General features: G+C 71.1%; 25 protein-coding genes. 4 read left to right on the forward strand and 21 right to left on the reverse strand.

What is annotated here, in order from left to right; all coding sequences use genetic code 11:
- Positions 1-9 precede the first annotated feature (9 nt).
- The 15 genes from ABZ441_RS08810 to ABZ441_RS08880 form a co-directional block, all read right to left on the reverse strand.
- A complete protein-coding gene (locus ABZ441_RS08810) occupies positions 10-1,215 on the reverse strand; it encodes a cytochrome P450 (protein WP_358969865.1) in 1,206 nt (401 codons plus the stop codon).
- 9 nt (positions 1,216-1,224) lie between these two features.
- Positions 1,225-1,893, reverse strand: coding sequence for a response regulator transcription factor (locus tag ABZ441_RS08815; protein ID WP_358969866.1), 669 nt, complete (start codon positions 1,891-1,893; stop codon positions 1,225-1,227).
- A complete protein-coding gene (locus ABZ441_RS08820; RefSeq protein WP_358969868.1) occupies positions 1,890-3,203 on the reverse strand; it encodes a histidine kinase in 1,314 nt (437 codons plus the stop codon). Before ABZ441_RS08820 ends, ABZ441_RS08815 begins: the two co-directional genes overlap by 4 nt.
- A 73-nt stretch (positions 3,204-3,276) precedes the next feature.
- On the reverse strand, positions 3,277-4,149 hold the full coding sequence (locus tag ABZ441_RS08825; RefSeq protein ID WP_358969870.1) for an alpha/beta hydrolase: 873 nt from the start codon (positions 4,147-4,149) through the stop codon (positions 3,277-3,279).
- 115 nt (positions 4,150-4,264) lie between these two features.
- The gene (gene kynU / locus ABZ441_RS08830) at positions 4,265-5,461 is read right to left on the reverse strand and encodes a kynureninase (RefSeq protein WP_358969872.1); all 1,197 of its coding nucleotides are present in this window, start codon (positions 5,459-5,461) and stop codon (positions 4,265-4,267) included.
- Positions 5,454-6,302, reverse strand: a complete 849-nt coding sequence (locus tag ABZ441_RS08835) for a tryptophan 2,3-dioxygenase family protein (RefSeq protein WP_358969874.1) — start codon at positions 6,300-6,302, stop codon at positions 5,454-5,456. Before ABZ441_RS08835 ends, kynU begins: the two co-directional genes overlap by 8 nt.
- A gap of 155 nt (positions 6,303-6,457) precedes the next feature.
- The gene (locus ABZ441_RS08840) at positions 6,458-6,871 is read right to left on the reverse strand and encodes a DUF3151 domain-containing protein (RefSeq protein WP_358969876.1); all 414 of its coding nucleotides are present in this window, start codon (positions 6,869-6,871) and stop codon (positions 6,458-6,460) included.
- A 3-nt stretch (positions 6,872-6,874) separates the two neighbouring features.
- Entirely contained in the window at positions 6,875-8,410 is a 1,536-nt protein-coding gene (locus tag ABZ441_RS08845; RefSeq protein WP_358969878.1) for a DHA2 family efflux MFS transporter permease subunit, read from the reverse strand.
- A gap of 194 nt (positions 8,411-8,604) precedes the next feature.
- A complete protein-coding gene (locus tag ABZ441_RS08850) occupies positions 8,605-9,783 on the reverse strand; it encodes a MalY/PatB family protein (protein ID WP_358969880.1) in 1,179 nt (392 codons plus the stop codon).
- Between the two features lie 87 nt (positions 9,784-9,870).
- Positions 9,871-10,902, reverse strand: coding sequence for a class II fructose-bisphosphate aldolase (gene fbaA, locus ABZ441_RS08855; RefSeq protein ID WP_205018960.1), 1,032 nt, complete (start codon positions 10,900-10,902; stop codon positions 9,871-9,873).
- A gap of 165 nt (positions 10,903-11,067) precedes the next feature.
- Complete coding sequence (gene pyrE / locus ABZ441_RS08860; protein WP_358969881.1) at positions 11,068-11,607, reverse strand: orotate phosphoribosyltransferase; 540 nt, start codon at positions 11,605-11,607, stop codon at positions 11,068-11,070.
- A 30-nt stretch (positions 11,608-11,637) separates the two neighbouring features.
- A complete protein-coding gene (locus ABZ441_RS08865) occupies positions 11,638-12,432 on the reverse strand; it encodes an aldose 1-epimerase (protein WP_358969883.1) in 795 nt (264 codons plus the stop codon).
- A gap of 30 nt (positions 12,433-12,462) precedes the next feature.
- A complete protein-coding gene (locus ABZ441_RS08870; RefSeq protein ID WP_358969885.1) occupies positions 12,463-13,335 on the reverse strand; it encodes an SRPBCC domain-containing protein in 873 nt (290 codons plus the stop codon).
- Positions 13,336-13,427: 92 nt separating this feature from the next.
- Positions 13,428-15,023 (reverse strand): polyamine aminopropyltransferase, encoded by a 1,596-nt coding sequence (locus ABZ441_RS08875; RefSeq protein ID WP_358969887.1) that lies wholly within the window; start codon positions 15,021-15,023, stop codon positions 13,428-13,430.
- A 117-nt stretch (positions 15,024-15,140) separates the two neighbouring features.
- On the reverse strand, positions 15,141-15,662 hold the full coding sequence (locus tag ABZ441_RS08880) for a DUF2617 family protein (protein ID WP_358969889.1): 522 nt from the start codon (positions 15,660-15,662) through the stop codon (positions 15,141-15,143).
- Positions 15,663-16,370: 708 nt separating this feature from the next.
- Between ABZ441_RS08880 and ABZ441_RS08885 the strand changes: the two genes are divergently transcribed.
- Entirely contained in the window at positions 16,371-17,552 is a 1,182-nt protein-coding gene (locus tag ABZ441_RS08885) for a pyridoxal phosphate-dependent aminotransferase (protein WP_358969890.1), read from the forward strand.
- A gap of 80 nt (positions 17,553-17,632) precedes the next feature.
- Here ABZ441_RS08885 and ABZ441_RS08890 read toward each other — a convergent pair whose 3' ends face one another.
- The 3 genes from ABZ441_RS08890 to clpB form a co-directional block, all read right to left on the reverse strand.
- Entirely contained in the window at positions 17,633-18,178 is a 546-nt protein-coding gene (locus ABZ441_RS08890) for a YbjN domain-containing protein (protein ID WP_358969891.1), read from the reverse strand.
- Between the two features lie 70 nt (positions 18,179-18,248).
- A complete protein-coding gene (locus tag ABZ441_RS08895) occupies positions 18,249-19,517 on the reverse strand; it encodes an MFS transporter (protein WP_358969894.1) in 1,269 nt (422 codons plus the stop codon).
- Positions 19,518-19,851: 334 nt separating this feature from the next.
- Positions 19,852-22,452, reverse strand: coding sequence for an ATP-dependent chaperone ClpB (gene clpB / locus ABZ441_RS08900; RefSeq protein WP_358969965.1), 2,601 nt, complete (start codon positions 22,450-22,452; stop codon positions 19,852-19,854).
- Between the two features lie 136 nt (positions 22,453-22,588).
- Here clpB and ABZ441_RS08905 point away from each other — a divergent pair, with 136 nt between their 5' ends.
- On the forward strand, positions 22,589-22,990 hold the full coding sequence (locus ABZ441_RS08905) for a TIGR03618 family F420-dependent PPOX class oxidoreductase (protein WP_358969895.1): 402 nt from the start codon (positions 22,589-22,591) through the stop codon (positions 22,988-22,990).
- 189 nt (positions 22,991-23,179) lie between these two features.
- Here ABZ441_RS08905 and ABZ441_RS08910 read toward each other — a convergent pair whose 3' ends face one another.
- Both ABZ441_RS08910 and ABZ441_RS08915 read right to left on the reverse strand, forming a co-directional pair.
- The gene (locus ABZ441_RS08910; protein WP_033296620.1) at positions 23,180-23,500 is read right to left on the reverse strand and encodes a (2Fe-2S)-binding protein; all 321 of its coding nucleotides are present in this window, start codon (positions 23,498-23,500) and stop codon (positions 23,180-23,182) included.
- Positions 23,497-23,727, reverse strand: coding sequence for a hypothetical protein (locus ABZ441_RS08915; RefSeq protein WP_358969898.1), 231 nt, complete (start codon positions 23,725-23,727; stop codon positions 23,497-23,499). The genes ABZ441_RS08910 and ABZ441_RS08915 overlap by 4 nt, the downstream gene beginning before the upstream one ends.
- Positions 23,728-23,852: 125 nt before the next feature.
- Between ABZ441_RS08915 and ABZ441_RS08920 the strand changes: the two genes are divergently transcribed.
- Together ABZ441_RS08920 and ABZ441_RS08925 are read left to right on the forward strand one after the other, a co-directional pair.
- A complete protein-coding gene (locus ABZ441_RS08920; protein WP_358969900.1) occupies positions 23,853-24,863 on the forward strand; it encodes a helix-turn-helix transcriptional regulator in 1,011 nt (336 codons plus the stop codon).
- Positions 24,864-25,034: 171 nt separating this feature from the next.
- Positions 25,035-26,054 carry a LuxR C-terminal-related transcriptional regulator gene (locus tag ABZ441_RS08925; RefSeq protein WP_358969902.1) on the forward strand — a complete coding sequence of 340 codons (1,020 nt, stop codon included), beginning with the start codon at positions 25,035-25,037 and terminating at the stop codon, positions 26,052-26,054.
- A 31-nt stretch (positions 26,055-26,085) separates the two neighbouring features.
- Here ABZ441_RS08925 and ABZ441_RS08930 read toward each other — a convergent pair whose 3' ends face one another.
- On the reverse strand, positions 26,086-26,532 hold the full coding sequence (locus tag ABZ441_RS08930) for a helix-turn-helix domain-containing protein (RefSeq protein WP_358969904.1): 447 nt from the start codon (positions 26,530-26,532) through the stop codon (positions 26,086-26,088).

The raw sequence follows: 26,532 nt of genomic DNA on the forward strand, positions 1-26,532 counted from the left end.
CGCCTTGCCTCAGATCTCGACCCGCAGCTCCCGGAGTCCGCGGATCACGTACCCCGGGTTCCACTGCGGCTCCGCCGTCAGCCGCATCCCCGGCGCCTTGCGCAACAACTCACCGAACGAGGCGGCGAGTTCGATGCGGGCCAGGGGCGCTCCCAGGCAGTAGTGGATGCCCGCCCCGAAGGAGATGTGCGGGTTGTCCTGCCGGGACAGGTCCAGCGTCTCCGCGTCGGCGAAGCGCTCCGGATCGCGGTTGGCCGAGGCGAAGAGCAGCGCGACCTGCGAGCCGCGCGGAATGACGGTGCCGTCGATCTCGATGTCGTCCAGGACCCAGCGCGCGAACATGGGTACCGGGGTGTCGTAGCGCAGCAGTTCCTCCACCGCGGTCAGGAGCAGACCGTGGTCACCACGCAGGGAGGCCAGCTGCTCAGGGTGCCGGAACAGCATCCACCAACTGTTGACCGTGGCGTTGACGGTGGCCTCGTGACCGGCGTTGAGCAGGAGTACGCAGGTGGAGATGATCTCCTGCTCGGTCAGCCGGTCCTCGTCGTCATGGGCGGCGATGAGCCCCGAGATCAGATCCGCCCCCGGGTCGGCGCGCCGCGCTTCGATCAGTTCGCGCAGGTAGCCGGAGAACTCGACCGACGCCTGCACGGCGGCCCGGGCGGTCTCCTCGGGCGGGTTCAGCTCGAACATCCCGCAGATCGCGGCCGACCACGGCCGCAGGAGCGCCCGGTCGGCCTCCGGGACACCGAGCATCTCCGCGATGACGGCCACCGGCAGGGGCTCGGCGACCGCGCTCAGCAGATCACCGCCGCCGGCCTCGACGAAGTCGTCGACGAGGCCGGCGGCCAGCCGCTCCACGGTCGGGGCGAGCGCCTCGACCCTGCGGGGTGTGAACGCCTTCGCGACCAGCCGCCGGATCCGTGTGTGGTCGGGGGCCTCCAGATCCAGGATCCCGTGCCCGTTGAGCGTGTGGAACGGCTCGTGGGCGGCGGGCGGGGCGGTGACGCCGAACTCGTCGTGGCTGAAGCGGTGCAGGTAGGTCCGCCCCAGCCGCCGGTCGCGCAGCAGCCCGGACACGTCGGAGTAGTGCGGGATCAGCCACTGCCGGGTCGGCTCGAAGTAGTGCGCCCTGCCGGTGGCGCGGAGCGCGGCGTAGGCGGGGTACGGATCGGCGACGAACGCCGGGGACCAGGGGTCGAAGGACACGTGCATGGGCAGACGCTACCCGGGCGTGACCAGCCGCGCCTCGTAGGCGAACACGGCCGCCTGGGTGCGGTCCCGCAGTCCCAGCTTCACCAGGATGCGGCTGACGTGCGTCTTGATCGTCGACTCGGCGACCACCAGGTGCGAGGCGATCTCCAGGTTCGACAGCCCCTGGGCGATCAGTACGAGCACCTCCGTCTCCCGCTCGGTGAGATCGCCGATCCTGGCCATGGCGGGCGGCCTCGGAGCCTCGGCGATCTTCGAGAACTCGGTGATCAGCCGCCGGGTCACCGTCGGGGCGAGCAGCGCCTCGCCCGACGCCACCACGCGGACACCGTCGGCGAGCTGACGGGCCGAGGCGTCCTTCAGCAGGAAGCCCGAAGCCCCGGCCCGCAGCGCCTGGTACACGTACTCGTCGAGATCGAACGTGGTCAGGACGAGCACCTTGGCGTCCGCGTCGGCGGCGACGATCTCACGGGTCGCCTCGATGCCGTTGAGCTCCGGCATGCGGATGTCCATCAGCACCACGTCGGGCCGCAGGGCCGCGACCTGGGAGACGGCCTGCCGGCCGTCGACGGCCTCACCGACGACCTCGATGCCCGGCATCGCGTTGAGCAGCACCGAGAAACCCTCACGGACCATCGCCTGGTCGTCGACGATCAGGACCCGGATGGACGCTTCGCTCACGCTCCCTCACCGGCCTCGGCCCGCTCCTGCTCCGCGGGCACCGGGAGGAACACGGCGACCTCGTAGCCGCCGTCCCCGGTGGCTCCGGCCGTCATCTCGCCGTTCAGCATCGCGACCCGCTCCCGCATCCCCGTGATTCCGTGTCCGGCGCCCGGCGACGGCTTGACCAGCCCCCGCGCGGGGCCGTTGACGACCCGCACTCCGAGCCCGCCCAGCACATAGCCGATCTCCACCTTGGCAGTGGCGCCCGGTGCGTGCCGGAGCGTGTTGCTCAGCGCCTCCTGGACGATCCGGTACGCCGACAGCTCGACTCCCTGCGGCAGCACCCGCACCGCACCGGTGACGGTCTTCTCCGTCTCCAGTCCGGTCTCCCGGACGTTGTCCAGCAGCCGGTCGATCTCGGCGAGGGTGGGCTGCGGGGCGTCCGGTGCCTCGTAGTCCTCCGCCCGTACGACGCCGAGGACCCGGCGCAGCTCGGTGAGAGCGGCCACGGCGTTCTCCCGGATGGTGACGAAGGCCTGTTCCAGCTCGGGCGGCGGGTTCTCCACCCGGTACGGGGCCGCCTCCGCCTGGATCGCGACGACCGACATGTGGTGCGCGACGACGTCGTGCAGCTCACGCGCGATGGTGGTGCGCTCCTCCAGCAGCGTCCGCCGGTCGCGCTCCACGGCGGTGACGGTGCGCTGCACGGTGACCTCGTGCTGCGCCTCACGACGGACCTGCACCATGGCGACGAGGAGCAGCCCGAAGGCGGAAGTGACCGCCATCGGGGCGGTGTTGGAGAATCCGGGGCCCATGTTCCCCAGGAAGCTCCCGACGAGCAGGGTGATCAGCCACATCCAGGCGGCGGTACGCGGCCGTGTCCTCGCCGCCACGACGATCAGCACGCCCAGGTGGCAGGCGAACGCGCTCGGCTGCCAGGGCCAGTCGCCGCTGCCCACGATCGCCACCACCGGCGTCGACACGATCGACACCCAGAACGCGAGGACGGGACGGACCAGCGTCATCAGCAGCGTGCAGGCCGGGAGGAACGCGGTGATGAGGGTCGCGATGCCGAACGGGGAGTAGGTGTTCGCCGCGAAGATGCCCTCCAGCAGCGAGACCAGCGCGACCAGGCCCACCACCACGTGCGGAAACCAGACGACACCCTTGCGGAGGGGCTTCGGGAGGCGTCGGACGACCGGCCCGCCCGTGCCCAGCGGGTCCAGCGGGCGGTAGTCGAAGACGTTGTGGAACAGGTCCTGCCGAAGGCTGTCTATCGCCGCCGCGGCTGCCCGGCGCTCCGGGCTCTGGGTCTTGGTCTCGGTCACGCTTCCACGGTAGGGGCCCCGTCCGCCCCGGTCGTCAGCAGTGAAGCGGATCCTTCGGCGTCCGTCGCAAGTACTACCAGGCCAGCTGGGCGATCTCCTCGGCCACCACCGCGCAGGCGTCCGCCGCCGGATCGATCAGCGGGAAATGGCCGACCCCGTCCAGCAGCGTCAGCCCCACCATCTCGCCGGCCTTCGCCGCGGCGTCCACGAACGCCTCCGTGACCGCCTGCGGGACCGTGGTGTCCTCCACGCCCTGGACGACGGCCGTCGCGATCCCGGTCGGCAACAGCAGAGCCGGATCGACGTGCGCGCTCCGGGCCTCGAAATCGTCCGCGCCCAGGAGCTGGTGCAGCGCGCCCGAGCAGACGTCCAGCTCCACCGCGCTCGCGAAGTCCCCGATCGGCGCCAGGGCGACCACCCCGCGCAGAGGCGGCGCGGCGGGCAGCCGCCACGGCGAACCCTCCGGCAGCACGTGCCGGGCTGCCGCCCACAGGGCGAGCTGTCCGCCCGCCGAGTGGCCGGTGACCACGGTCTTGCGCGTATCCGCCCCCGGGAGCTCCCTTGCCGCGAGCGTCGGCAGGGCGTCCATCGCCGCCGCCACGTCGTCGAAGGTCTCGGGCCAGCGCCCCGCGAGCGGGCCCGCCGGGCCCTGCTGCGGGATCTCACCACCGCGCCGGTACTCGACGCTGGCCACGGCGAACCCGCGCCGAGCGAGGAAGTCCGCGAAGGGAGAGACGTGCTTCCGGTCGTACGGCGCCCGCCAGGCCCCGCCGTGCAGGAGCACGACGAGCGGAGTCCCGGTCCGGCCGTCCCGCGGGGCGAAGAAGTCGATCACCTGGTCGGGGTGGCTCCCGTAGGCCGCGGACCCGTCGGGGGCGACCACCGGATGCGCGAACGCCGACTCGGTCTCGGCGGCGTCGCGGTCACGCCCGGCAGAATCCGACATGCTGCTCCAACCGTCCTGGGAATGTGCCCAACTGGACTGACCTGCGGGGACGGTACCAGTACGGGACACCGCCGCCGTACCGGCCCGGATCATGGGCCGGTACGGCGGCGGACGCTCAGACGGCCAGCACCTCGGCGAGGATCCGCGCCGCCCGCTCGGCGTCGGCGAAGCCGACGTACAGCGGGGTGAAACCGAAGCGCAGGACGTCCGGGCGGCGCAGATCGCCGACCACACCGCGCTCGACGAGCGCGTTCATCACCGCTTCCGTCTCGTCCGCGTTCTCGCACCGCAGCGAGACCTGGCTGCCGCGCTCCGCGTGGGCGGCCGGGGTGACCGGGGTGACCCGGCCGCCGGGGACGTACGCGGCGACGCACTCCAGGAAGAAGTCCGTCAGCGCCAGGGACTTGGCGCGCACGGCCTCCACCGCCACGCCCTCCCACACGTCCAGCGACGCTTCCAGCGCCAGCATGGACAGGATGTCCGGGGTGCCGACCCGGCCCCGTACGGAACCGTCCGCGGGCACGTATCCGGAGGTCATCCCGAACGGATCGGCGTGCGACGTCCATCCGGGCAGCGGGGAGTCGAAGGCGGCCTGATGGCGTTCGGCGACGTACAGGTAGGCCGGCGAACCCGGCCCGCCGTTCAGGTACTTGTACGTGCAGCCGACGGCCAGGTCGACGCCGTGCGCGTCGAGGCCCACCGGCAGGGCGCCGGCGCTGTGGCACAGGTCCCAGACGGAGAGCGCGCCCGCATCATGGACGGCCGCGGTGAGACCGGGCAGGTCGTGGAGCCTGCCCGTGCGGTAGTCGACGTGATTCAGCAGGACGGCCGCCGTGCGGGGCCCGAGCGCGGCCGGCACGTCGGCCGGGGCGACCGGGAGGACACGGTGGCCCGTCATCCGGGCCGCCGAACCGGCGATGTACCCGTCGGTGGGGAACGTCGTCGCGTCGACGAGGATCTCGTCGCGCCCCTCGCCCGCGAGGCGGGCCGCCGCGACGACCGCCTTGAAGACGTTCACGCTGGTGGAGTCACCCACGACGATCTGTCCGGCGCCCGCCCCGACCAGCGGGCCGATCCGGTCACCGATCCGCTCGGGCGCGGTCCACCAGCCGCTCTCGTCCCAGGAGCGGATGCGCAGCGCGCCCCACTCCCGGGTGATGACGTCCTGCATCCGCGCGGGGACGTGGCGGGGCAGAGCGCCCAGCGAGTTGCCGTCGAGGTAGACGGTGTCGTCGAGGGTGAACAGCTCGCGCAGCCCGGCCAGTGTGTCGGCCGCGTCGAGCGCCTCGGCGCGCTCCTGGAGGTCAGACATGGCTGCGGGCCGTCCACAGCTCGGGGAACACGCTCTTGGTGGCCCGCTTCTCCAGCCAGGCGACACCGGCCGATCCGCCGGTGCCGGTCTTCGAACCCATCGCCCGCCGGGTGGCCGTCAGGTGGTCGTTGCGCCAGCGCCACACCAGCTCGCCGACATCGGTCAGCACCTCGCCGAGCCGTACGAGCTCGGCGTTCTGGTCCGTGTCGGCGTAGATCTCCGCCCAGACGGCCTCGACCGCGGGGGACGGCTCGTACTTCTGCGACAGGTCCCTCTCGAGCACCGACCGGGGCACCGCGTATCCACGGCGGGCCAGCAGGGCGAGCGTCTCGTCGTACAGCCCGGGCTCGTGGAGCGCCTTCTCGAGCTCGGCGTGGACCCGGGGAGCACCGCGGTGCGGCACGAGCATGGAGGCGGACTTGTCGCCCAGCAGGAACTCCATCCGGCGGTACATCGCCGACTGGAAACCGGATCCTTCGCCGAGGGAGCCCCGGTAGGAGTTGAACTGGGCGGGGGTGAGGCCGGCCAGCGGCTTCCAGGAGGCGTTCAGAGCCTCCAGCTCCCGCAGGGAACGCTTCAGGGCGTCGCGGGCGACCGGTATGCGGTCCTCGCGCAGGGCGTGCGCCGCCGTCTCCCACTCATGGACGATGACCGTGAACCACAGCTCCATGACCTGGGTGGTGACCAGGAAGACCATCTCGCCGGGATCGTCCGAGCGAAGGTGCTGGAGGTGGGTCAGGACGTCCGCCTGGACGTAGTCCTCGTACGGGGTCGTTCCCGCGAAGTCCAGGTGCGGGGTGTCCGCACCGGTGGCTTCGGGGTCGGGGTTGATGGTCGACATTTCTGTCTCCTCGACACGAGCTTCCGGGTAGCGGTCCGCCCCTTCCTCTGAGGTGGTGGAGCTCCGGTCCCCTGCTCGGCATCCTAACGGCCTTCCGCGGAACGCGTCGGGCCCCGCGGGCTGCTGCCCGCGGGGCCCGGAAAGCGGGGCCTGCCTCAGCCCAGGATGTCGGCGGCGGTCTGCGAGGAGTCGCGCAGGAACGTCGAGCAGCGCTCGTACTCCGCCTGCTCACCGATCGCCTGCGCGGCGCGCGCGAGGGCGTGCAGGGCCCGCAGGAAGCCGCGGTTCGGCTCGTGCTCGAACGGGACGGGGCCGTGGCCCTTCCAGCCCGCGCGGCGCAGGGCGTCGAGGCCGCGGTGGTAGCCGGTGCGCGCGTACGCGTACGACTCGACGACCCGGCCGCCCTCGTACGCCTCGTCGGCGAGCTGCGCCCAGGCCAGCGAGGACATGGGGTACTTCGCCGCGACATCGGCGGGAGCCGTGCCGGCTGCGAGCAGCTCGCGCGGCTCCGGGTCGTCGGGCAGGTGGGTCGGGGCAGGGCCGCCGAGCAGGTTCTCGTGGATGGACATGGCTCAAGTGTGCCCGGACCCGGGTTCCGGCTCCAAGGGCGGGGCGGTGACACCGCAGTGCGTCGAGCACGCCGGCCGGGGCTCGGGCCGGGCTGCCGGAGTCGCCCGAACGGCCCACCAGGCGATCACCGAACCCGCCACCAGCAGACCGGCGCACATCGGCATGGCCCGCCGGAACGTCGAGGCGAACTCCCCCGCGTCCCGGTACGCCTCGGGTCCCATCCCGGCCAGCAGCGGGAGCGCGGCGACCGCGAGCAGCCCGGCGGCCCGCGCCGCCGCGTTGTTGATGCCACTGGCGAGGCCCGCCCGGCCGGTTTCCACAGCGGCCAGGACGGTCGCGGTGAGGGGGGCCACGAGAGTGACCATGCCGAGTCCCAGTACCAGCACGGCGGGCAGGACGTCCAGCGGGTAGGAGGCGCCGGGGCCGACCCGCAGCATCAGGAGCATCCCGGCCGCCGCCAGCAGCGGGCCCACGGTGAGCGGGATGCGCGGGCCGATACGCCGCCCGAGGTCGCCGGCCGACGCGGAGAACAGCAGCATGAGGACCGTCGTGGGCAGAAGCGCGGTGCCCGCGCCGAGCGCCGAGTAGCCGGCGACCACCTGGAGCTGGATCGCGGACAGGAAGAAGAACCCGCCGAGCGCCGCGTACACGCAGAACGTGACGAGGTTGACGGCCGTGAACTGCCGCGAGGAGAAGATCGACGGCGGGACCATGGGATCGGCCCGGTGCCGCTCCACCCGCACGAAGGCCGCTCCGAGAGCCACACCGCCGAATGCCGCACCGATCACCATTGCGGACGCGCCCTGTTCCGGGACCTCGATCAGCGCGTAGGTGACCAGGGCGAGTGCGAGCGCCGCGAGGGCCGCGCCGAGCACGTCGAACCGGCCGTGGGCGTCGGGATCGCGGGACTCCGGCACATGGCGCAGGGCCACGGGCACGCAGACCGCGGCGAGCGGCAGGTTGAGCAGGAACACCCACCGCCACCCCGGCCCGTCCACCAGCCACCCGCCCAGGAACGGCCCGACGGCCGCCCCGACCCCGCCGAACCCTGACCAGAGCCCCACGGCACGGGCCCGGTCGTCGGGGTGGAAGCTGGCCTGGATGATCGCCAGCGAACCGGGGGTGAGCAGCGCGCCACCGATCCCCTGCAACGCCCGTGCGGCGACCAGCACCTCGGCGCTCGGCGCGATCCCGCACAGCAGCGAGGCCACGGCGAACCAGACCACCCCGACGAGGAAGACCCTCCGTCGCCCGAACCGGTCCCCGAGCGCACCCCCGAGCAGGATCAGCCCCGCCAGGGTGAGCATGTAGGCATTGACGGTCCACTGCAGGGCGGCCAGATCGGTGCCGAGGTCCTGGCCGATGCGGGGGAGGGCCACGTTGATCACCGTGGAGTCGAGCAGGGCCATGCCCGACCCGAGCACAGTCGTCAGGACGACCCATCGCCCCACGGGCGAGGCAACCCGGATCCCAGCCCCGTCCGCACCGTCCGCACCGTCCGCACCGTCCGCACCGTCCGCACCGTCCGCGTCAGTCATACAGGCAGCATCACCGCTGCCGGACCGGCCGGCCATTCACGCACGCCGGCCGGTCGTGCGCATCTTCCTGCCCCTGCCGGGACGAAGCGAGGCCCGCCTCACCGGGCGAGGCAGGAGACAGCTGCCGGGCCCGGGGCAGTGGCCCACCGCCGCCGAACCCCCGCCACAGCCCTCCCACGCCCCGTAGGACCCGCCTACACCACCGCTCTCAGCCCCCGCACCAGCGCCGAGACCCCCGCCTCCACCTTGCTCCGCGCACATCCCACGTTCAGCCTCAGGAAGCCCGGCGCGCCGTACACCGAGCCCGGCATGATCGCGACCCTCTCCCGCTCGATCAGCACCCGCTGCAGAGCCTCCTCGTCCACACCCAGTGGACGCAGGTCGATCCAGGCCAGATAGCCGGCCATCGGCGGCTTCCACGCCAGCTCGGGGAACTCCGCGTCCAGCCGCTCCCCGACCATCGCCAGGTTTCCGGCGGTGTAGGCGCGAACGGCGTCCAGCCATGCCGCGCCCTCCCGGTACGCCGTGATGTGCGCGGTCAGCGACAGCACCGCGGGCGAGGCGAGCCCCTCGGCCGTCTCCATCCTGCGCAGGTACTCCGTCCGGTCCTCCGGGTTTCCGACGAGCCCGTACGAACCGGTCAGCGCCGGAAAGTTGAAGGACTTCGACGCGGACGTGATGACCGCCCAGCGCCCCCCGGCGGAAGAGCCCCCCTCCCCCGCGACCCGTGCGTACGGAATGTGTGTGTACCCGTCATGGACGAAGTCCGCGTGGATCTCGTCGCTGATCACGGCCACCCCGTACCGCCGCGCCAGCGCGGCCGTCTCCCGGAGCTCGGCCTCCGTCCACACCCGCCCCGTCGGGTTGTGCGGCGAGCACAGCACCAGGACCTTCGCGTCGGTCCGCGCCAGCTCCCGTTCCAGGGCGGCCGTGTCGCCCACCGGCACACCCCGCAGCTCCCGTCCGAGCCCGAGGATCGCCTTGCGGAAGCCGTCGTACGTCGGGGTGTGGACGACCACACCCTCGCCCTCGGCCGTCCACATCTGCAACAACTGCGACAGCTGGCTGAGCACGGACGGGCCGTAGACCAGGGCGGCGGTGTCGATCGTGGTGCCGTACCGGGTCTCGTACCAGTGCCCGACGGCCGACAGGAAGTCGTCCTGCTGCCAGGTGGTGTAGCCGAGGACCCCGTGGTCGATGCGGGTCCGCAGCGCGGCCAGCACCTCGGGTGCGGTCGCGAAGTCCATGTCGGAGATGGTGAAGGGCAGCAGCCCGTCCACCCCGAACCGCTCGGCGACGTCGTCCCACTGGACGCACCAGGTGCCCCTGCGGTCGATGACGGTGTCGAAGTCGTACTGCGCGGGCTCACTCACGCGGATCCCCACTCTCTCGGACATGGAACGGGCCCGGCCCCCAGAAGGGAGACCGGGCCCGCTCGTACATCAGTGTGGCGTACGTGCCTACTTCAGCCTGGTGCCCGCGGAGCGCAGGTTGGCACAGGCCTCCGTGACGCGCACGGCCATGCCGCCCTCGGCGGACTTGCCCCAGCTGCGGGGGTCGTAGACCTTCTTGTTGCCGACCTCGCCGTCGACCTTCAGCACGCCGTCGTAGTTGCGGAACACGTGGTCCACGATCGGGCGGGTGAAGGCGTACTGGGTGTCGGTGTCGAGGTTCATCTTCACGACGCCGTTCTCCAGCGCGGTGGCGATCTCCTCGGCCGTGGAGCCCGACCCTCCGTGGAAGACGAAGTCGAACGGCTGGCTGCCGGCCGGCTTGCCGTACTTGGAGGAGACACCCTCCTGCAGGTCCTTGAGGAGCTCCGGGCGCAGGACGACGTTGCCCGGCTTGTAGACCCCGTGGACGTTGCCGAAGGACGCTGCCAGCAGGTAGCGGCCCTTCTCGCCCAGGCCGAGCGCCTCGGCCGTACGCAGCGCGTCGTCGACGGTGGTGTACAGCTCGTCGTTGATCTCGTGCGTGACGCCGTCCTCCTCGCCACCGGTCGGAGTGATCTCGACCTCAAGGATGATCTTGGCGGCGGCGGCCTTGGCCAGCAGCTCCTGGCCGATGGCCAGGTTGTCGGCGAGGGTCTCCGCGGAACCGTCCCACATGTGCGACTGGAACAGCGGGTTCAGGCCCTTGGCGACGCGCTCCGCGGAGACGTCGAGCAGCGGACGTACGTAACCGTCCAGCTTGTCCTTGGGGCAGTGGTCGGTGTGCAGCGCGACCGTGATGTCGTACTTGGCGGCGACGATGTGCGCGAACTCGGCGAGGGCTACGGCGCCCGTCACCATGTCCTTGTTGTACTGGCCGCCCAGGAATTCGGCACCACCGGTGGAGATCTGGACGATGCCGTCGCTCTCCGCCTCCGCGAAGCCGCGCAGTGCAGCGTGCAGGGTCTGGGTCGACGTCACATTGATGGCCGGGTAGGCGAACTTGCCTGCCTTCGCCCGGTCGAGCATCTCGGCGTAGACCTCGGGGGTTGCGATGGGCATCTGTCCGCTCCTTGGGATGTGCGGGTGTTCAGGCTTGGTCCCTGACCTGGGGGCGACGTCATCGTCGCCCTCATCTTCCCAGACTCTCGCTTCGGCTCCACGCTGACCGTCGCGTAGTGCCTCCCGTTTCACGTGAAACGGGAGGCACTCCAAGGAAGCCGCAGGTCAGGCCAGGTCGAGGTCGGCCGCGGAGTAGACCTGGACGTACGGCAGACCAGCTTCGGCGATCGCCGGAGCGGCACCGCGCTCCACGATCACGGCGACGGCCACGACCTCGCCGCCGGCCTCGCGCACCGCTTCCACCGCGGTCAGCGGGGAGCCACCGGTCGTCGAGGTGTCCTCGACGACGAGGCAGCGACGGCCCTTGACGTCCGTGCCCTCGATACGACGCTGCATCCCGTGGGCCTTCTGCGCCTTGCGGACGACGAACGCGTCCAGGCTCTTCCCGCGCGCCGCCGAGGCGTGCAGCATCGAGGTGGCCACCGGGTCGGCGCCCAGCGTCAGGCCGCCGACGCAGTCGTAGTCCAGCTCGGCGGTGGCGTCGAGCATCGCCTGGCCGACCAGCGGCGCGGCCTTGCCGTCCAGCGTGATCCGGCGCAGGTCGATGTACCAGTCGGCTTCCAGACCCGAGGAGAGGGTCACCTTGCCGTGCACCACGGCCTTGTCCTTGATCTGCTGGAGCAGCTCAGCGCGTACGTCAGTCATGTCAACGAGGGTAAGGGCTGCCGTGGAGGGTCAGAGCCGTGCCCAGCTCCAGGTCGTCGTGATCTCCAGGGGCTCGATCGGGGTGACGAGCCGGGGGGCCGTGTTCAGCCCGTTCGGCGGTCCGGACTGCGGCTCGACGCAGACCGCCTCCGCCTGCTCGTCGTAGATCACCACCCACTCGTCCCGGCTCCTGACGGTCAGCTCCAGCTGTTCGGGCCAGGTGAGCTTCACGTCGACGCCCGCGGGCATCCCGAAGCAGTCGTCCCACGGGCCGGGCAGGGGGTCGATCCGGCGGCCGGTGGGCAGGTGGTTGTCGCCCCGCTCCTCCTGCCACTCCGCGTCGAAGGCCAGCCGCACGTCCTGGCCACCGAGGTTCCGGAGGAACCAGGGGTGCCAACCGGCCTGCGCCGGGAAGGAGTCGCCGTACGTCTCGATGCCGAGGCTCAGCGTCAGCGATTCCTCCGTCAGCTCGAAGGACTGCGTGACCCGGCCCTCGTACGGCCAGGGGTCGGTCAGGTCGTAGAAGAAGGCCGCTTCCGACTCGCCCTGCCGGGCCGACTGCCAGGAGGTGTCCCGTCCGGTGCCGTGGATGGCGTGCGGCGGGGCGTTCAGCGGCATCTGATGCGGCTCGCCGCCGTTACGGAACACGCCGTTCTCGGTACGGCCGCACCACGGCACCATCGGGAAGCAGCCGTACCGCTCACCCTGGCGCAGCAGTTCGGTGCCCGCGATCCGCATGCTGCTGATCCGGCAGCCGTGGACGGGGTCAACGGTCAATTCGACGTCGCCGGCGGTCAGCCGGGCGTTCTTCACAACTCTGCTCACCCCCCGACACTACTGGCGCGAGGCGGCTCCCTACGGCCTCCTGCGCCGCAGAGCCCTGCCCACCACCACGGCCGACGCGATCGCCAGGGCGGCCGCCGGCGCTGCCCAGCGCAGTGTGATGCCCACGGCACCCGCCTCGGGCGACGGCACGGGGGCGTACCGGCCGCGCGGCGGTGCGTGGTCGACCTCCTCCGTGCTGCGGCCGATCATGGTGCGGCGGGCGTGTGCGGCCTCGGCGGGAGGCTCGTCCGGCACGGTGAACTCCAGCTCGGCGGACGGATCGAGCGACGGCGGCGGCACGGGAGCGTCGAACACGGACTCCTTGCCCTGCGTGGACTGCCCATCGGCGGACTCCGCGTCGGGAGACGGCGAACCGGCGGACTCCGCATCGGGAGACGGCTCCTCCGCGGGCTCATCGGCGAGCGGCGGCCCCTGCCCCTCGGACCCTGGTGCCGCGTCGTCCCGCGCCGTCAGGGACTCCGTCACCAGTTGCTGCGTGAAGCGGTCCAGCAACCGCTGCGCCGCGGCGAGCGCCGCCGACGCGTCCATGTCCACGAAGCGGCCGTCACCACTCGCCGTGCCCGCGAATCCGATCGTCGTTCCACCGTCCGTCTCGGTGAGGCCGATGGTCAGCGCCAGCTTCGCCGAGCCCGCGCCCCGCGCCTCCACCCCCTCCCCGGTCACGGAGAAGGAGTCACCGCCGTCGGTGGGACGCAGCGTCAGCGCCCCGCGGTAGGTGATCGTGTGGCCGTCGGCGCGGAACTTCAGCCGGCCCGCCAGCGGGCCCGCCGACACGTCGGCGTCCTGCTGCAGTCCCGGCACGCAGCGCGCGACGCGAGCGGGATCGGCCAGCGTCCGCCGCAGGGACGGGACCGGAACCGGAACGAACACCTCATGCTCCATACCGACCGAGCCTACTCAGCCCCGGCCGTCCCGTCAGCGCTTCCACACCCCGCACACCGTGCGGACCGCACCCACCCCGCCGCGCTCGCGGTTCACTCCTCCCAGTACCTCGGGTGGATCAGCGTCGACGGCGGCACCCCGTGCTGCCGGACCCGCTCCGCCGAACGCCGGACCGCGAGGAGGTCGCCCTCACCCAGCGTCCGCAGGGCGGGCGCCCCCGGGTCCATGCCGAGCCGGCCCACCGCCTGCCCGGCGGCCAGCACGAATCCCCAGTCCCGAGGTGAGTCCGCCCGTCCCGTGGCCCGGTCCGGCCCCGTCTCGAATCCGGTGAGACGTCCGTCGACGCGGTAGGGCCGGGTCACCAGTCCGCCCGCCCGCACCGATGCCTCCACCGTCCAGAACGTCGTCGGTCTGCTGCCCGGCGACCCCGCGTGCACCACCAGCCGGCCGCCCGGCTCCAGCGCCCCGGCGATCAGCCCGTAGAACTCGGCCGCGTAGAGCTTCGTGCTCGCTGTGATCCCCGGGTCGGGGAGGTCCGAGATCACCACGTCGTAGTGGTCGCGCGTGGCCCGCAGCCAGGTGAAGGCGTCCTCGGCGACCGCCGTCAGGCGGGGGTCCTCGTAGGCCTGGCCGTTCAGCCCGGAGAGCGCCGGGTCCGTGCGGGCCAGCCGGGTGACGGCCGGATCGAGCTCGACCACCACGACGGACGTGACGTCCGGGTAACGCAGCACCTCACGGGCCGCCAGTCCGTCGCCCCCGCCCAGGATCAGCACCCGCCGGTGGGCGCCCTTCATCGCCGGGTGCACGAGCGCCTCGTGGTAGCGGTACTCGTCCCGGGAGCTGACCCGGAGCCGGCCGTCCAGGTAGAGGTCGAGCGAGCGACGCCCCGCACCCGTGAGGACGACCTCCTGCACGTCCGTCTGCACGGCGACCCGCACCTCGTCCCCGTACACCGCACGCCGCGCCGCCCGCTCGAAGTCGTCGACCAGGACGGAGGCCGTGGCCAGCAGGGCGATCACCAGGGCGTTGACGCCGATCAGCAGCCAGCGCGACCGCCGGCAGAGATCGCGGCGGAACACCCACAGCACCAGTGCCCCGCCCGCTGCCGCGTTGACCGCGCCGGTGAACAGCGCCCCCGTCAGCTGGCCCATCATCGGCAGCAGAAGGAACGGGAAAGCGAGTCCGCCGACCAGCGCCCCCACGTAATCGGCGGCGAACAGGTCCGCGACCGCGCCGCCCGCGTCCTGCCGGTCGACCCGCTGGATCAGCGTCATCAGCAGGGGGATCTCCGCGCCGATCAGGATGCCGATGGCGAGCGAGAAGCCGACCAGCGCGTGGCGTGACTCCCCGAGCCAGGCGAAGGACGCGTACAGGATGAGTGCCGATGTGCCGCCGACAAGGGCGAGTGCGGCCTCGATGAGCCCGAATCCCACGGCGGCGCGTCCGCGTAGACGTTTGGCGAGCAGCGACCCGATGCCCATCGCGAACACCATCACGGAGAGCACGACCGAGGCCTGTGTGACCGAGTCCCCGATCAGGTACGAGGCCAGCGCCACCAGCTCCAGCTCGTACACCAGACCGCACGCGGCGCAGATGAAGACCACGGTGAGCACGAGGAACCGGCCGGTCCTCGGCCGTACGGAGAGACTCGTCGCGCCCCCTCGCAGCGGCATCTGCTGGTCGATCATGAAACGAACGCTACGTGACGGGAAGGTCGCCACTTGTCACCCACACGGGTGCAAGTGACGCGCCCGACGCGCGCCCGGCCGGCCGCGCACCACCCCGGACGCGCCCGCTCCGCATCCTCACGACACCGCGGCCGGGACTCGCACCCCCACCCGCGTCCGGGTCACCACCAGCTGCCCCTCCTGGGGGTAGGCGTGCCAGGTGCGCCAGCCCACCTGGCCCTCCGTCCGGTGCGCGAGCATCGCGGTGAAGGCGTAGGGACTGCCGGGGAACGTTCCCGCCAGCCCGTGCGGATGGTCGGACACCAGAGCGAGCAACTCCTGCGCGCGCCCCGCGAAGGAGCCCTCGGAGAGCGTCTCGACGCGCGCCGCGAATTCGTAGTCCCAGTCGCCGATGCTCTCGGCGACACCGAGCGGCAGCGGCGTGCTGCTGCCCGGCAGGCAGGCGACGGTCTCGGAGCACGCACGGCGCTCCTCCTCCAGCAGGACCTGATGGGAGGCGCCTAGCAGCCGCAGCTGCACCTTCGCGCCTGCTAGTTCGAGGTCGAGTACGGCGAGGGCGGGCAGCGGCTCCCGGCCCAGCGTCCAGGCCAGGTCGGCGGCTCGTGTGTCGGAATAGGCGGTCTGGAGGGTCGTGAGCATGGATCGGCTCCGCTAAACGCACAGGGACACCGGGACAGGGGGTACCCCCGTGCGACGCACGTGGGGGGAGGGAGCCCGATCCGGCCCAACTGGTGCCCGGGGGCTGAATGTTCTCTACAACGGATGCAAGCACGAACCACGTCGCGCTCACAGCGTTTTTACCCAACTTGCCGTGGTTTCCATCCCTCAGGGGGCAGGACGGTTCACCTGTTCCCGGCGCACCCAACAAAAAGGTGTCCGGTGGGAGTTGATCCCCACCGGACACCACAGGCGCACCCGCTGCGGACGGGCCGACCCGTGTCAGCTACCGCCACCGCCACCCCCGCAGCCGCCGCCACCCCCGCAGGAGTGACCGCTGCTTCCGCAGGAGTTCCCGCCGCCCCCGCAGGAGTGTCCGCCGGAGGCGCCACCGCCGGAGTCGCCGGCCCACCAACTGCCGCCACCGCCTCCCCCGTCGCTGCCTGAACCGCGACGCGCGCGGCGCCCCGCGACCGGCTTCTTGCGACCGCCCGATCCCGAGCGGAGGGCGGCGATCCCCACCACCACGAGCACCATGAAAACGATGTAGACGAACAACTCCATCGACCTCACATCCCTCTGTCCCCCGAAGCGAGGTCCCCGCTTCTCGACTGACCGTTGGATTCCCGCGCCCCGCCCGGGCGAAAGCAGACTTGAGCAACTCCAGAGCTTGGGCACAGGATGGCGCCCATGACACAGGGACGACCGCTGCTCAACCGCCGCCTCACCGAGTTCGGCACGACGATCTTCGCGGAGATGTCCGCGCTGGCCGTACGGACCGGATCGATCAACCTCGGTCAGGGATTCCCCGACACCGACGGCCCCGAGGAGATCCGCGAGGCCGCGGTCCGCGCGCTGCGCGCCGGCCACGGCAACCAGTACCCACCCGGCCCCGGCGTCCCCGAGCTGCGCTCCGCGGTCGCGGAGCACCAGCGGCGCCGCTACGGACTGGAGTACGATCCCGACGCCGAGGTCCTGGTGACCACGGGCGCCACCGAGGCGATCGCCGCCTCCCTGCTGGCCCTCCTGGAGCCCGGCGACGAGGTGGTCGCCCTGGAGCCGTACTACGACTCGTACGCCGCCTGCATCGCCATGGCGGGCGGTACCCGCGTCCCCGTCACGCTCCGGCCGCACGAGGGTGCCTACCGGCTCGACCTCGACGAGCTGCGCGCCGCCGTCACGCCCCGCACCCGGCTGATCCTGCTCAACACCCCGCACAACCCGACCGGTACCGTCCTGACCCGCGACGAGCTGGCGGCCGTGGCCGCGCTCGCGTGCGAGCGGGACCTCCTGGTCGTCACCGACGAGGTCTACGAGCACCTCGTCTTCGAGGGCGAGCACATCCCCCTGGCGTCGTTCCCCGGGATGCGGGAGCGCACGGTCACCATCAGCAGTGCGGGCAAGACCTTCTCGTTCACGGGATGGAAGGTCGGCTGGATCACCGCGAGCCCGGAACTGGTCACCGCCGTCCGCTCCGCGAAGCAGTTCCTCACGTACGTCTCGGGCGGCCCCTTGCAGTACGCCGTCGCCGAGGCCCTACGGCTGCCCGACAGCTTCTTCGACGCGCTCCGCACCGACCTGCGCGCGAAGCGCGACCTGCTCGGCGCGGGCCTCGCCGAGGCCGGTTTCGAGGTCTACGAGCCCGCGGGGACGTACTTCGTCACCACCGACATCCGCCCGCTCGGCGACGAGAAGGACGGTCTCGCGTTCTGCCGGGCGCTCCCCGAACGCTGCGGGGTCGTCGCCGTCCCGAACGCGGTCTTCTACGACCACCACGAGCAGGGCGCGCCCTTCGTGCGCTTCGCGTTCTGCAAGCGCACGGAGGTGCTCACCGAGGCGGTCACCCGGCTGAAGAGCCTGCGGGCGGCCTGACGGGCACGACAGGGGCCCGCTTCGGGACGCCGGCCTGACCGGCCGCGCCCGAAGCGGGCCCCTGTCGTACGTCCCGCGGATCAGGCGTCCGTGGGCTCGCCGCCCTCGTCCTTCTTCTCGGCGGGCTCCAGACCCAGGCGGTCGACGAGCCACTTGTCGAACTCGATGGAGGCCCGCACCCAGCTGACCGTCGAGGAGACGAAGTGCTCCAGGCTGACGCCGGTGCCGATGAGCATCTGCGCCTCACCGACCAGCCGTACGGAGGCCGAGGTGCCCTCCTCGCCCTCGTGGGCGTGCGTGTAGACCTTGGGCCACAGGGTGCGGCGGTTCCAGTCGTCGATCGCGTCGAGCAGAACGGCGCGCTGGTCCAGGGCGTGGGGGCGGTCGTAGAAGGTCCGGACCGAGAAGACCTGCTGCTCCTCCTCGCCGCGGAACATGAAGTACGTCCGGAAGTCTTCCCACGGCGCGGCGAGGTCGCCCTCGTCGTCGACGACGAACTTCAGCTCCATCTGCTCGAGAAGCTGCTTGACGAGGTCCTGGTCGGGGACAACGGGGCCCTCGGGTCCTGTCGCCTGCGGTTCGGGCTGGCCCCCGAAGTTGGGGATCGAGGACGGGTCGATAGACATCGCTGGGTACTCCTGTGGATCGCACGTGGTTGCCTGGCTTCGACCCTAGCCGCGATCGCCGCCGGTAGTCCTACGCGCTCAGGGGAATCGTCCCCGCGCTCGTTCCCCTGGCCCGCGACCAGGAAACCGCTACGAGGACGGCGCAGAGCGTGCCGATGAGTCCCGCGCCCCCGATCGTCCGGGCGGAGGACCCCGACAGCTCGGCCGCCAGGCCGCCCGCGGCGACACCGATCCCCTGCACGGCGGTCAGCCCCGACCTGGCGAGTCCCAGCGCCTGACCGCGCTGGTCGGCCGGGGTGAGCAGGACGAAGGTCGCCCCGGCGGTGATCTGGTAGGCGGAGCAGAGGCCCGACACCAGCAGCACCAGCAGTGCCGGCCCGACGCCGGGGCCGGCCCAGTAGACGACCAGTGGAAGGTTCGCGCCGACCGCAAGCGGTCCGAGCAGCCGGCGTCGGCGCTCGGCGCCGACGCCCGCACGCCCCAGGAGAGCCGCGCCCAGGACCATTCCGGCGGGATGCGCGGCGAGCAGGAGCCCCACGGACGCGGCGCTTTGGCCGGCCTCCTGGGCGAAGGGGGCCGCCAGACCCTCCGGCAGCATGATGAACCCCGCCAGCCAGCCGAGCGCGACGAGCGACCGCAGCCTGGGGTCCGACCAGATCAGTGCGGACGCCCTGCCCACCTGGGTGTGCATCCGCTTCGGCCGCGCGTCGGCGCTCGGGTCCACCGGCCGCGCCTTCACACCCAGCCTGATCAGTGCCGCGGAGATCAGGAACGTCAACGCGTTCAGTCCCAGGGAGACGTGGCTGCCGAGCCACACGACGAGCACCCCGCCCGCCGCGAATCCGATCAGCTGTCCCGCCTGGTGCGTGATCAGCATGACCCGCTGCCCCCGCTCGTACAGGCGCTCCCCCAGGACGGCCGGCATCAGAGCGCCCTGCGACGCCCCGAACGGCGCTTCGGCGAGCTGTGCCAGAACCAGGAGCCCGGCCAGCAGCGGCAAGGGGGTACCGGGCAGGGCCATCAGTCCGACGAGGACGGCGCGTACCAGGTCGCATCCGATCATGACGGTGCGCCGGGGGAAACGGTCGGCTAGACCGGAGAGGAGCACCCCGGACAGCAGGGCGGGCAGAGTCGTCAGGGCGTAGGTCGCGGCGGTCCAGCCCGCCGACTCGGTGCGTTCGTACACCAGCAGGGACAGCGCCACCCGGGCCAGCTGGTCACCCAGCACCGACTGGGCAAAAGCCGTCCAAAGCGTACGGAATTCGCTCAGACGAATGAGACTGTCACTTCTGTAATCCTTCGGCTCCGCATTCGCCTCGCCGGGTATCCGCTCCGTCATGCGCGCACCTTACCGGTTTCGGAATGCGCGACAGCCTCCCCCGCCGTCACAGAAATGGGTCCGGAGTGTCCTGATATTGCGCGGAAAACGCTTACCCCGCACAGGCACCATTCCGGCTCACACCGAGGGTGCCGATATGTATCGCTCCGGCACAAAAACAAGGTCCGGACCTTGCCCCATTCGCCATCCGGCCACGGAATGTGAATTTTCGGCTCGATTTCACAGGCCGCCCTTCCGGCAGTGCGTGCTGGATGCACCCATCAATGGGGCGGGGGCCCCGCACACACGTGTCCCCGGCCGGACCCTGGGGCCGGCCGGGGACACGGGACAGTCCTCAGAGGGTCTTCGTCACCGTCGCGGCCGCCACGGTGAGCCCGTCACCGGACCGGTCCACCCGGACCGTGTCACCGTCCTTGACCTCGCCCGCGAGGATCTCCTTCGCGAGCCGGTCCCCGATCGCGGTCTGGATGAGACGGCGCAGCGGCCGGGCGCCGTACGCCGGGTCGTTGCCCTCCTCCGCCAGCCAGGCCAGCGCGTCAGGGGTGACGTCGAGGTGGATCCGGCGGTCGGCCAGCCGGCCGGCGAGACGGGCCACCTGGAGCCCCGCGATATGGGCGAGCTCGTCGCCGGACAGGGCGGAGAAGACGACCAGATCGTCGAGCCGGTTCAGGAACTCCGGCTTGAACGCGGCCCGTACGGCGCCCAGCACCCGCTCCTTCTTCACCTCGGGATCGGTCAGGGGGTCCACCAGGAACTGGCTGCCGAGGTTCGACGTCAGGACCAGGATGGTGTTGCGGAAGTCCACCGTCCGCCCCTGCCCGTCGGTGAGCCGTCCGTCGTCGAGTACCTGGAGCAGGACGTCGAAGACCTCGGGGTGGGCCTTCTCGACCTCGTCGAGCAGCACCACGCTGTACGGGCGGCGGCGGACCGCCTCCGTGAGCTGGCCGCCCTCCTCGTAGCCGACGTAGCCGGGCGGGGCGCCGACGAGCCGCGCCACGCTGTGCTTCTCGCCGTACTCGCTCATGTCGATGCGGATCATGGCCCGCTCGTCGTCGAACAGGAAGTCCGCGAGCGCCTTGGCCAGCTCGGTCTTGCCGACACCGGTCGGGCCGAGGAACAGGAAGGACCCGGTGGGCCGGTCGGGGTCGGCGATCCCGGCTCGGGTGCGGCGCACCGCGTCCGACACGGCCCGCACGGCCTCGGTCTGGCCGATCAGCCGCTTGCCCAGCTCGGACTCCATCCGCAGCAGCTTCTGGGTCTCGCCCTCCAGGAGGCGCCCGGCCGGGATGCCGGTCCAGGCACCGACGACGTCGGCGATGTCGTCCGGGCCGACCTCCTCCTTGACCATGGTGTCGACGGCGGCCTCCTGCTCGGCCTCGTCGGCTTCCGCCAACTCGCGCTCCAGGCCCGGGATCTCCCCGTACAGCAGCTTGGACGCAGTGTCGAAGTCGCCGTCACGCTGGGCGCGCTCGGCCTGACCGCGCAGCTCGTCGAGGCGCTCCTTGAGCTCACCGACGCGGTTCAGGCCCTGCTTCTCCTTCTCCCAGCGGGCGGTGAGACCGCGCAGCTCCTCCTCCTTGTCGGCGAGGTCGCGGCGGATCTTCTCCAGTCGCTGCTTGGAGCCCGCGTCGGTCTCGTTCTTGAGCGCCAGCTCCTCCATGTGCAGCCGGTCCACGGAACGCTGGAGCTCGTCGATCTCCAGGGGTGAGGAGTCGATCTCCATACGGAGCCGCGAGGCCGCCTCGTCGACGAGGTCGATGGCCTTGTCCGGCAGGAAGCGGGACGTGATGTAGCGGTCCGAGAGCGTCGCCGCGGCCACCAGCGAGGAGTCGGCGATCTGCACCTTGTGGTGCGCCTCGTAACGCCCCTTGAGGCCACGCAGGATCGCGATGGTGTCCTCGACGGACGGCTCGGCGACCAGGACCTGCTGGAAACGGCGCTCCAGGGCGGGGTCCTTCTCGATGCGCTCGCGGTACTCGTCCAGTGTGGTGGCTCCGACCATGCGGAGCTCACCGCGGGCGAGCATCGGCTTGAGCATGTTGCCCGCGTCCATCGCCGAGTCGCCGCCGGCGCCGGCGCCGACGACGGTGTGCAGCTCGTCGATGAAGGTGATGATCTGCCCGTCGCTCTCCTTGATCTCGGAGAGGACGGTCTTGAGACGTTCCTCGAACTCACCGCGGTACTTGGCACCCGCGACCATCGCGCCGAGGTCCAGCGAGACGAGCCTCTTGTTGCGCAGGGACTCGGGCACGTCGCCCTTGACGATGCGCTGGGCGAGCCCCTCGACGACGGCCGTCTTGCCGACGCCGGGCTCGCCGATGAGCACGGGGTTGTTCTTCGTGCGGCGCGACAGCACCTGCACGACGCGGCGGATCTCCTGGTCACGGCCGATGACCGGGTCCAGCTTGCCCTCGCGGGCCGCGGCCGTGAAGTCGGTGCCGAACTTCTCCAGCGCCTTGTACTGGCCCTCGGGGTCGGGAGTGGTCACCCGGCGCCCTCCCCTGCTCTTCTCGAATGCGTCCAGCAGCTTCTTCGCGCCGGCTCCCTGCCCGTCGAGGATCTCACCGGCACGGCCGCCCTTCGCGGCGACGGCGATCAGCAGGTGCTCCGTGGAGAGGTAGTCGTCGCCCAGTTCCTTGGCGCGCCGGTCGGCGTCGGCGAGGACAGCGAGCAGGTCGCGGCTCGGCTGCGGTGGTGCGACGGTCGACCCGGTGACGCTGGGCAGTGAGCCGAGGAGCCGTTCGGCCTCCTCGCGCACGGCCACCTGGTCGGCCTCCGTGACGGCCAGCAGGTCGATGATGTTCGCGTTGTCCTCGCCCGCGAGCAGCGCAAGCAGCAGATGCCCGGGGGTCAGGTCCGGATGTCCGTCCTTGACGGCCCTGCTGGTGGCCGCGTTGAGGGCGTCCCGGCTCTTGTTGGTCAGCTCGGCGTCCACGGGCGCTGTCTCCTCCTCGTGCTGGCACTTCACGGAATATGACTCGAACAACGGGTACAAAGTTGAGTCTATTCCACTCAAGGCCGTCGTGGCGCCCCCACGCGCCCAGGATTCCCTCTGTCTCTAGGCTGACCCCATGCCTGACGTACGCAGCCCCGGCCCCGAGTACCTCGCCTTCTGGCGGGAGCGCCACGTGTGCACCCTGACCACGCTCCGCCCGGACGGCACACCGCACGTGGTGCCCGTCGGCGTGACGTACGACCCGGAGACGCGGCTCGCCCGCGTCATCACCGGCGGGGGGACGAGGAAGGTCGCCAACGTCCTGGCGGCGGGCCCGGAGGGGGCACGGGTCGCGGTCTGCCAGATGCAGGGGCGCCGGTGGGCGACCCTGGAGGGCCGGGCGGTGATCCGTACGGAGCCCGGCGAGGTCCAGGACGCGGTGCGCCGCTACGCGGAGCGCTACGAGCGCACCCCGAGGGAGAATCCGGAGCGCGTCGTCATCGAGATCGCCGTCGACCGGACTCTCGGGAATGCCTGATCGATTTGGCCGGGGGCAGGTCGAGCGCAGAATTGCGCTGGATATTCCTGCCGGGGATTTCAGCCGTGAATTACAGCCCGGGAATTCGAGCGATTCCCGGACAGCACAACGGCGCCATCGTGTTCAGGTCACGATGGCGCCGTTGTGTGGGGGAAGTGCCCGAACGACATGGAACGACGGGGGAATCGTTCAGGCACTGCGGGGGGTGGCGGAAATGGCTTCTTGTTCGAACAGCTCGTGGTCACGCTGATCGAGATTCACGAAAATCATGCCGTACCTCACGGCACAGCGGACCGGCTGCGGCGCCCCGCGGGGCCGGCGAAGACAGCGATAGGCCCGGATGTCGTCATCCGTCTCCATGACGACGACGATCGGCTCTCCGAACAGGGTGACCATCAACGAATCGCCCTGGCGGGTGAGCGCCGTGAGCAGATCGATGAAATGCCACCCTGAGCGGTAGGCCGTGGCCATCTCCCGCCGGAAGGTGCGGTCGTCCGGTGGGGTGGTCATGCGCCTGCCGCGCCCGTCGGCGCACTCCAGCTGATCTCGTCCGAGGCCGCCGCAGGCATGCCCCAGCTGATCTCACCGGGCGAAACCGCCGCTCGCACGGACCAGCTGATCTCACCCGCCCCCGCCGCCTGCTCCGACCAGCTGATCTCACCGGGCCCGGATGCGCTGCCGGCCACGCCGCCCGCCACGCCAAAGGCCAGGGCCGCGGCGAAAGCGCTAGCAAGCACCAAGCGAAGCTTTCGCATATCCATAGTCGGCTTCGTCCTCACTTGTGGATTCCTCTCCCCCGCATCCACGACGATGTCTCACCGAGGCCCCACAACGCCACTGGGACGATGCATCATGTTCCTGCATGTTCAGGAACATGGGGGGTGGAGATATGCCTACAAGTAGCACAATGGGGACACATGCTCACGGGGTCACCGACCTGTGCGAGGAGGGAAAACGCCTCTACGCCAGCGCCCTGCGTTCCGGCCGGATTTCCCGCACGGAGGTCGGCCCCGCACCCTGCCTGATGGACTTCGCCCTCCTGCACCCCGACCCGGACGACACGACGTGGCTCAGGCCCGTCCCTCCGTCCGCCGCGCTGGCCCAGCGCCTGCACCCCCTGGAGCGGGAGATCAAGGAACGCCGGCGGCGCTCCGTCGAGCTGGCGGAGTCCTTCGAGCCGTTCATGGACATCAGCGCCCAGGACCCGCCGACCACCCACGCCATCACGGTGCTGGAGGGCGGCAACAGGATCAACGCGGCGCTCGACCTCGCCACCGCCGAGTGCCGCACGGAGGTGCTCACCGTCCAGCCGGGCGGAGACCGCGGCGAGGACCGCCTCAGCGAAGGGCTGGAACGCGCCCTGTCGGTCGTCGGCCGGGGCGTCAGCATGCGCACGCTGTACCAGCACACCGTCCGCCACAGCCAGGGGACTCTCGCGTACGCGGCGCGCCTGGCCAACGACAAGGTCGAGATCCGCACCCTGGAGGAGCTCATCGAGCGCCTCATCGTCTTCGACCGGACCGTCGCCTTCATACCCGCCCAGAAGGACGACCAGGTCGCACTCGAACTCCGCCACCCCGGTCTCGTCAACTACCTGGTGAAGGTCTTCGAGCAGCTGTGGAGCCGCGCTTCCCCCCTGCTCGGGGAGGTCGGCTACGACCCACCGACCAAGGGCATCAGCGGTGTTCAGCGCTCCATCGCCCAACTCCTCGTCGAAGGTCATGTGGACGACTCGATCGCCCGCCGCCTCGGCATGAACGTCCGCACCTGCCGGGCGCACGTCGCGAAGCTGTCCGCCACCCTCGGCAGCACGAGCCGCGCACAGCTCGGCTTCCTGATCGCGCGGTCGGGAATCCTGGACCAGGACTCCTGACCGCGCGAGACCCCGAACGTCCCAACTCGGGGCACCGGGCGCGACCGCATGGCCTTGGAGAGGGTGCGGTCACGCCCGGGAAGCACCGGGTGGGCACGCCGCCCTCCCGACAACTCCACACTCCCCCCGCGGCCAGGTGTGCGCCACGGTCATCTTGTTGCACTGCATGAAATGAGGGGTCGTCAAATCGCCATCGAAGACGCAAAGCAGGTGCATTCGCACGGCCCGAGAGAGCTCTGCGCCACCGGCCTGCGACTCTACGAGGAGGCAGTGGTCGTGGGGCGGGTCCCCCGCGCGGTCCTCGCGGACGCCCCCTGCCTGATCGACATGGGCCTCGTCCGACCCGAACCGGGCGACGCCGACTGGATGCGCCCCGTCCACCCGTCCGCCGCACTGGCGCACCTGCTGCAGCCGCTCACCCGCGAACTGGACGAACGCATACGGCTCGCGGCCGCGCTCAGCCGCTCACTCACCCCCCTGGCCTCGGTCGCCAGCGCCGACCCCGATCTGGCGATCACGGTGCTGGAGGGGAAGTCGGCGATCGAGGCGGCCCTGCTCGAGGAGTCGGCCGTCGTCAGCCATCAGGTCCTGACAGCCCAGCCGGGCAGCGACCGCCCCCAGAACGGGATGGCGCGGGGAGTCGACAACGCCATGACGGCGATCGGACGAGGAGCCCGGCTACGGCACATCTACCAGCACCCGGCGCGCTACAGCACGACGATCCGGGACTACCTGGACCAGATCTCCCCCGAGGACCTCCAGGTCCGCACCACCGAGCAGACCGTGGAGCGGCTGATCATCTTCGACCGCACCGTCGCGTTCATCCCCGCGACACCCGACCGGCGGATGGCTCTGCGCATACGGCACCCCGCCCTCGTGGCCTATCTGATCCAGGTCTACGAGGTGCTCTGGGCCCAAGCCACGCCCTTCGCGCAGCCACTGCCCACGGCCACGCCCGGCGCCCGGTTCACGGCCGTCCAGCAGAGCATCGCCCGGCTGCTCGGCGAGGGTCACGTGGACGACGTGGTGGCGCGCAAGCTGGGAATCAGCGTCCGCACCTGCCGCTCCCACATCGCCAAGCTCATGCAGGCCCTGGGCGCCACCAGCCGCACCCACCTCGGAGTCCTCATCGCGCAGTCCGGCATCGTGGACGGCACGTCCACGCGGAAAGGGCCCGCCCCCGAGTCATGAGACTCGGGAACGGGCCCTTCTCCCTGCCGGCTCAGTCCCTCTGCCTCTTCGGCCGCCAGACCACCAGCGCGCCGGCCTGCTGCACGTCCTGGTACGGCACCAGGTCACGCCGGTAGGAGGCATGCACCTGGGCCTCGCGCTGCTGCATGGCCACGGCCGCGCCGTCCACCGCCGCGGAGAGCTCGGCGACGCGCTGCTGGAGCGCGGCGACCTGGTTCTCCAGCTCGATGATGCGCTTGATGCCCGCGAGGTTGATGCCCTCGTCCTGCGACAACTGCTGCACCGTGCGCAGCAGTTCGATGTCACGGGCCGAGTAGCGCCGGCCACGCCCGGCCGTGCGGTCGGGCGAGACCAGGCCGAGGCGGTCGTACTGGCGCAGCGTCTGCGGGTGCAGGCCCGAGAGCTGGGCCGCGATCGAGATCACGTACACCGGTGATTCGTCGGTCAGCTGGTACGGATTACGTCGACGGCCGTCCAT

Source organism: Streptomyces sp. NPDC005752, from assembly GCF_040630715.1.
Lineage (GTDB): Bacteria > Actinomycetota > Actinomycetes > Streptomycetales > Streptomycetaceae > Streptomyces.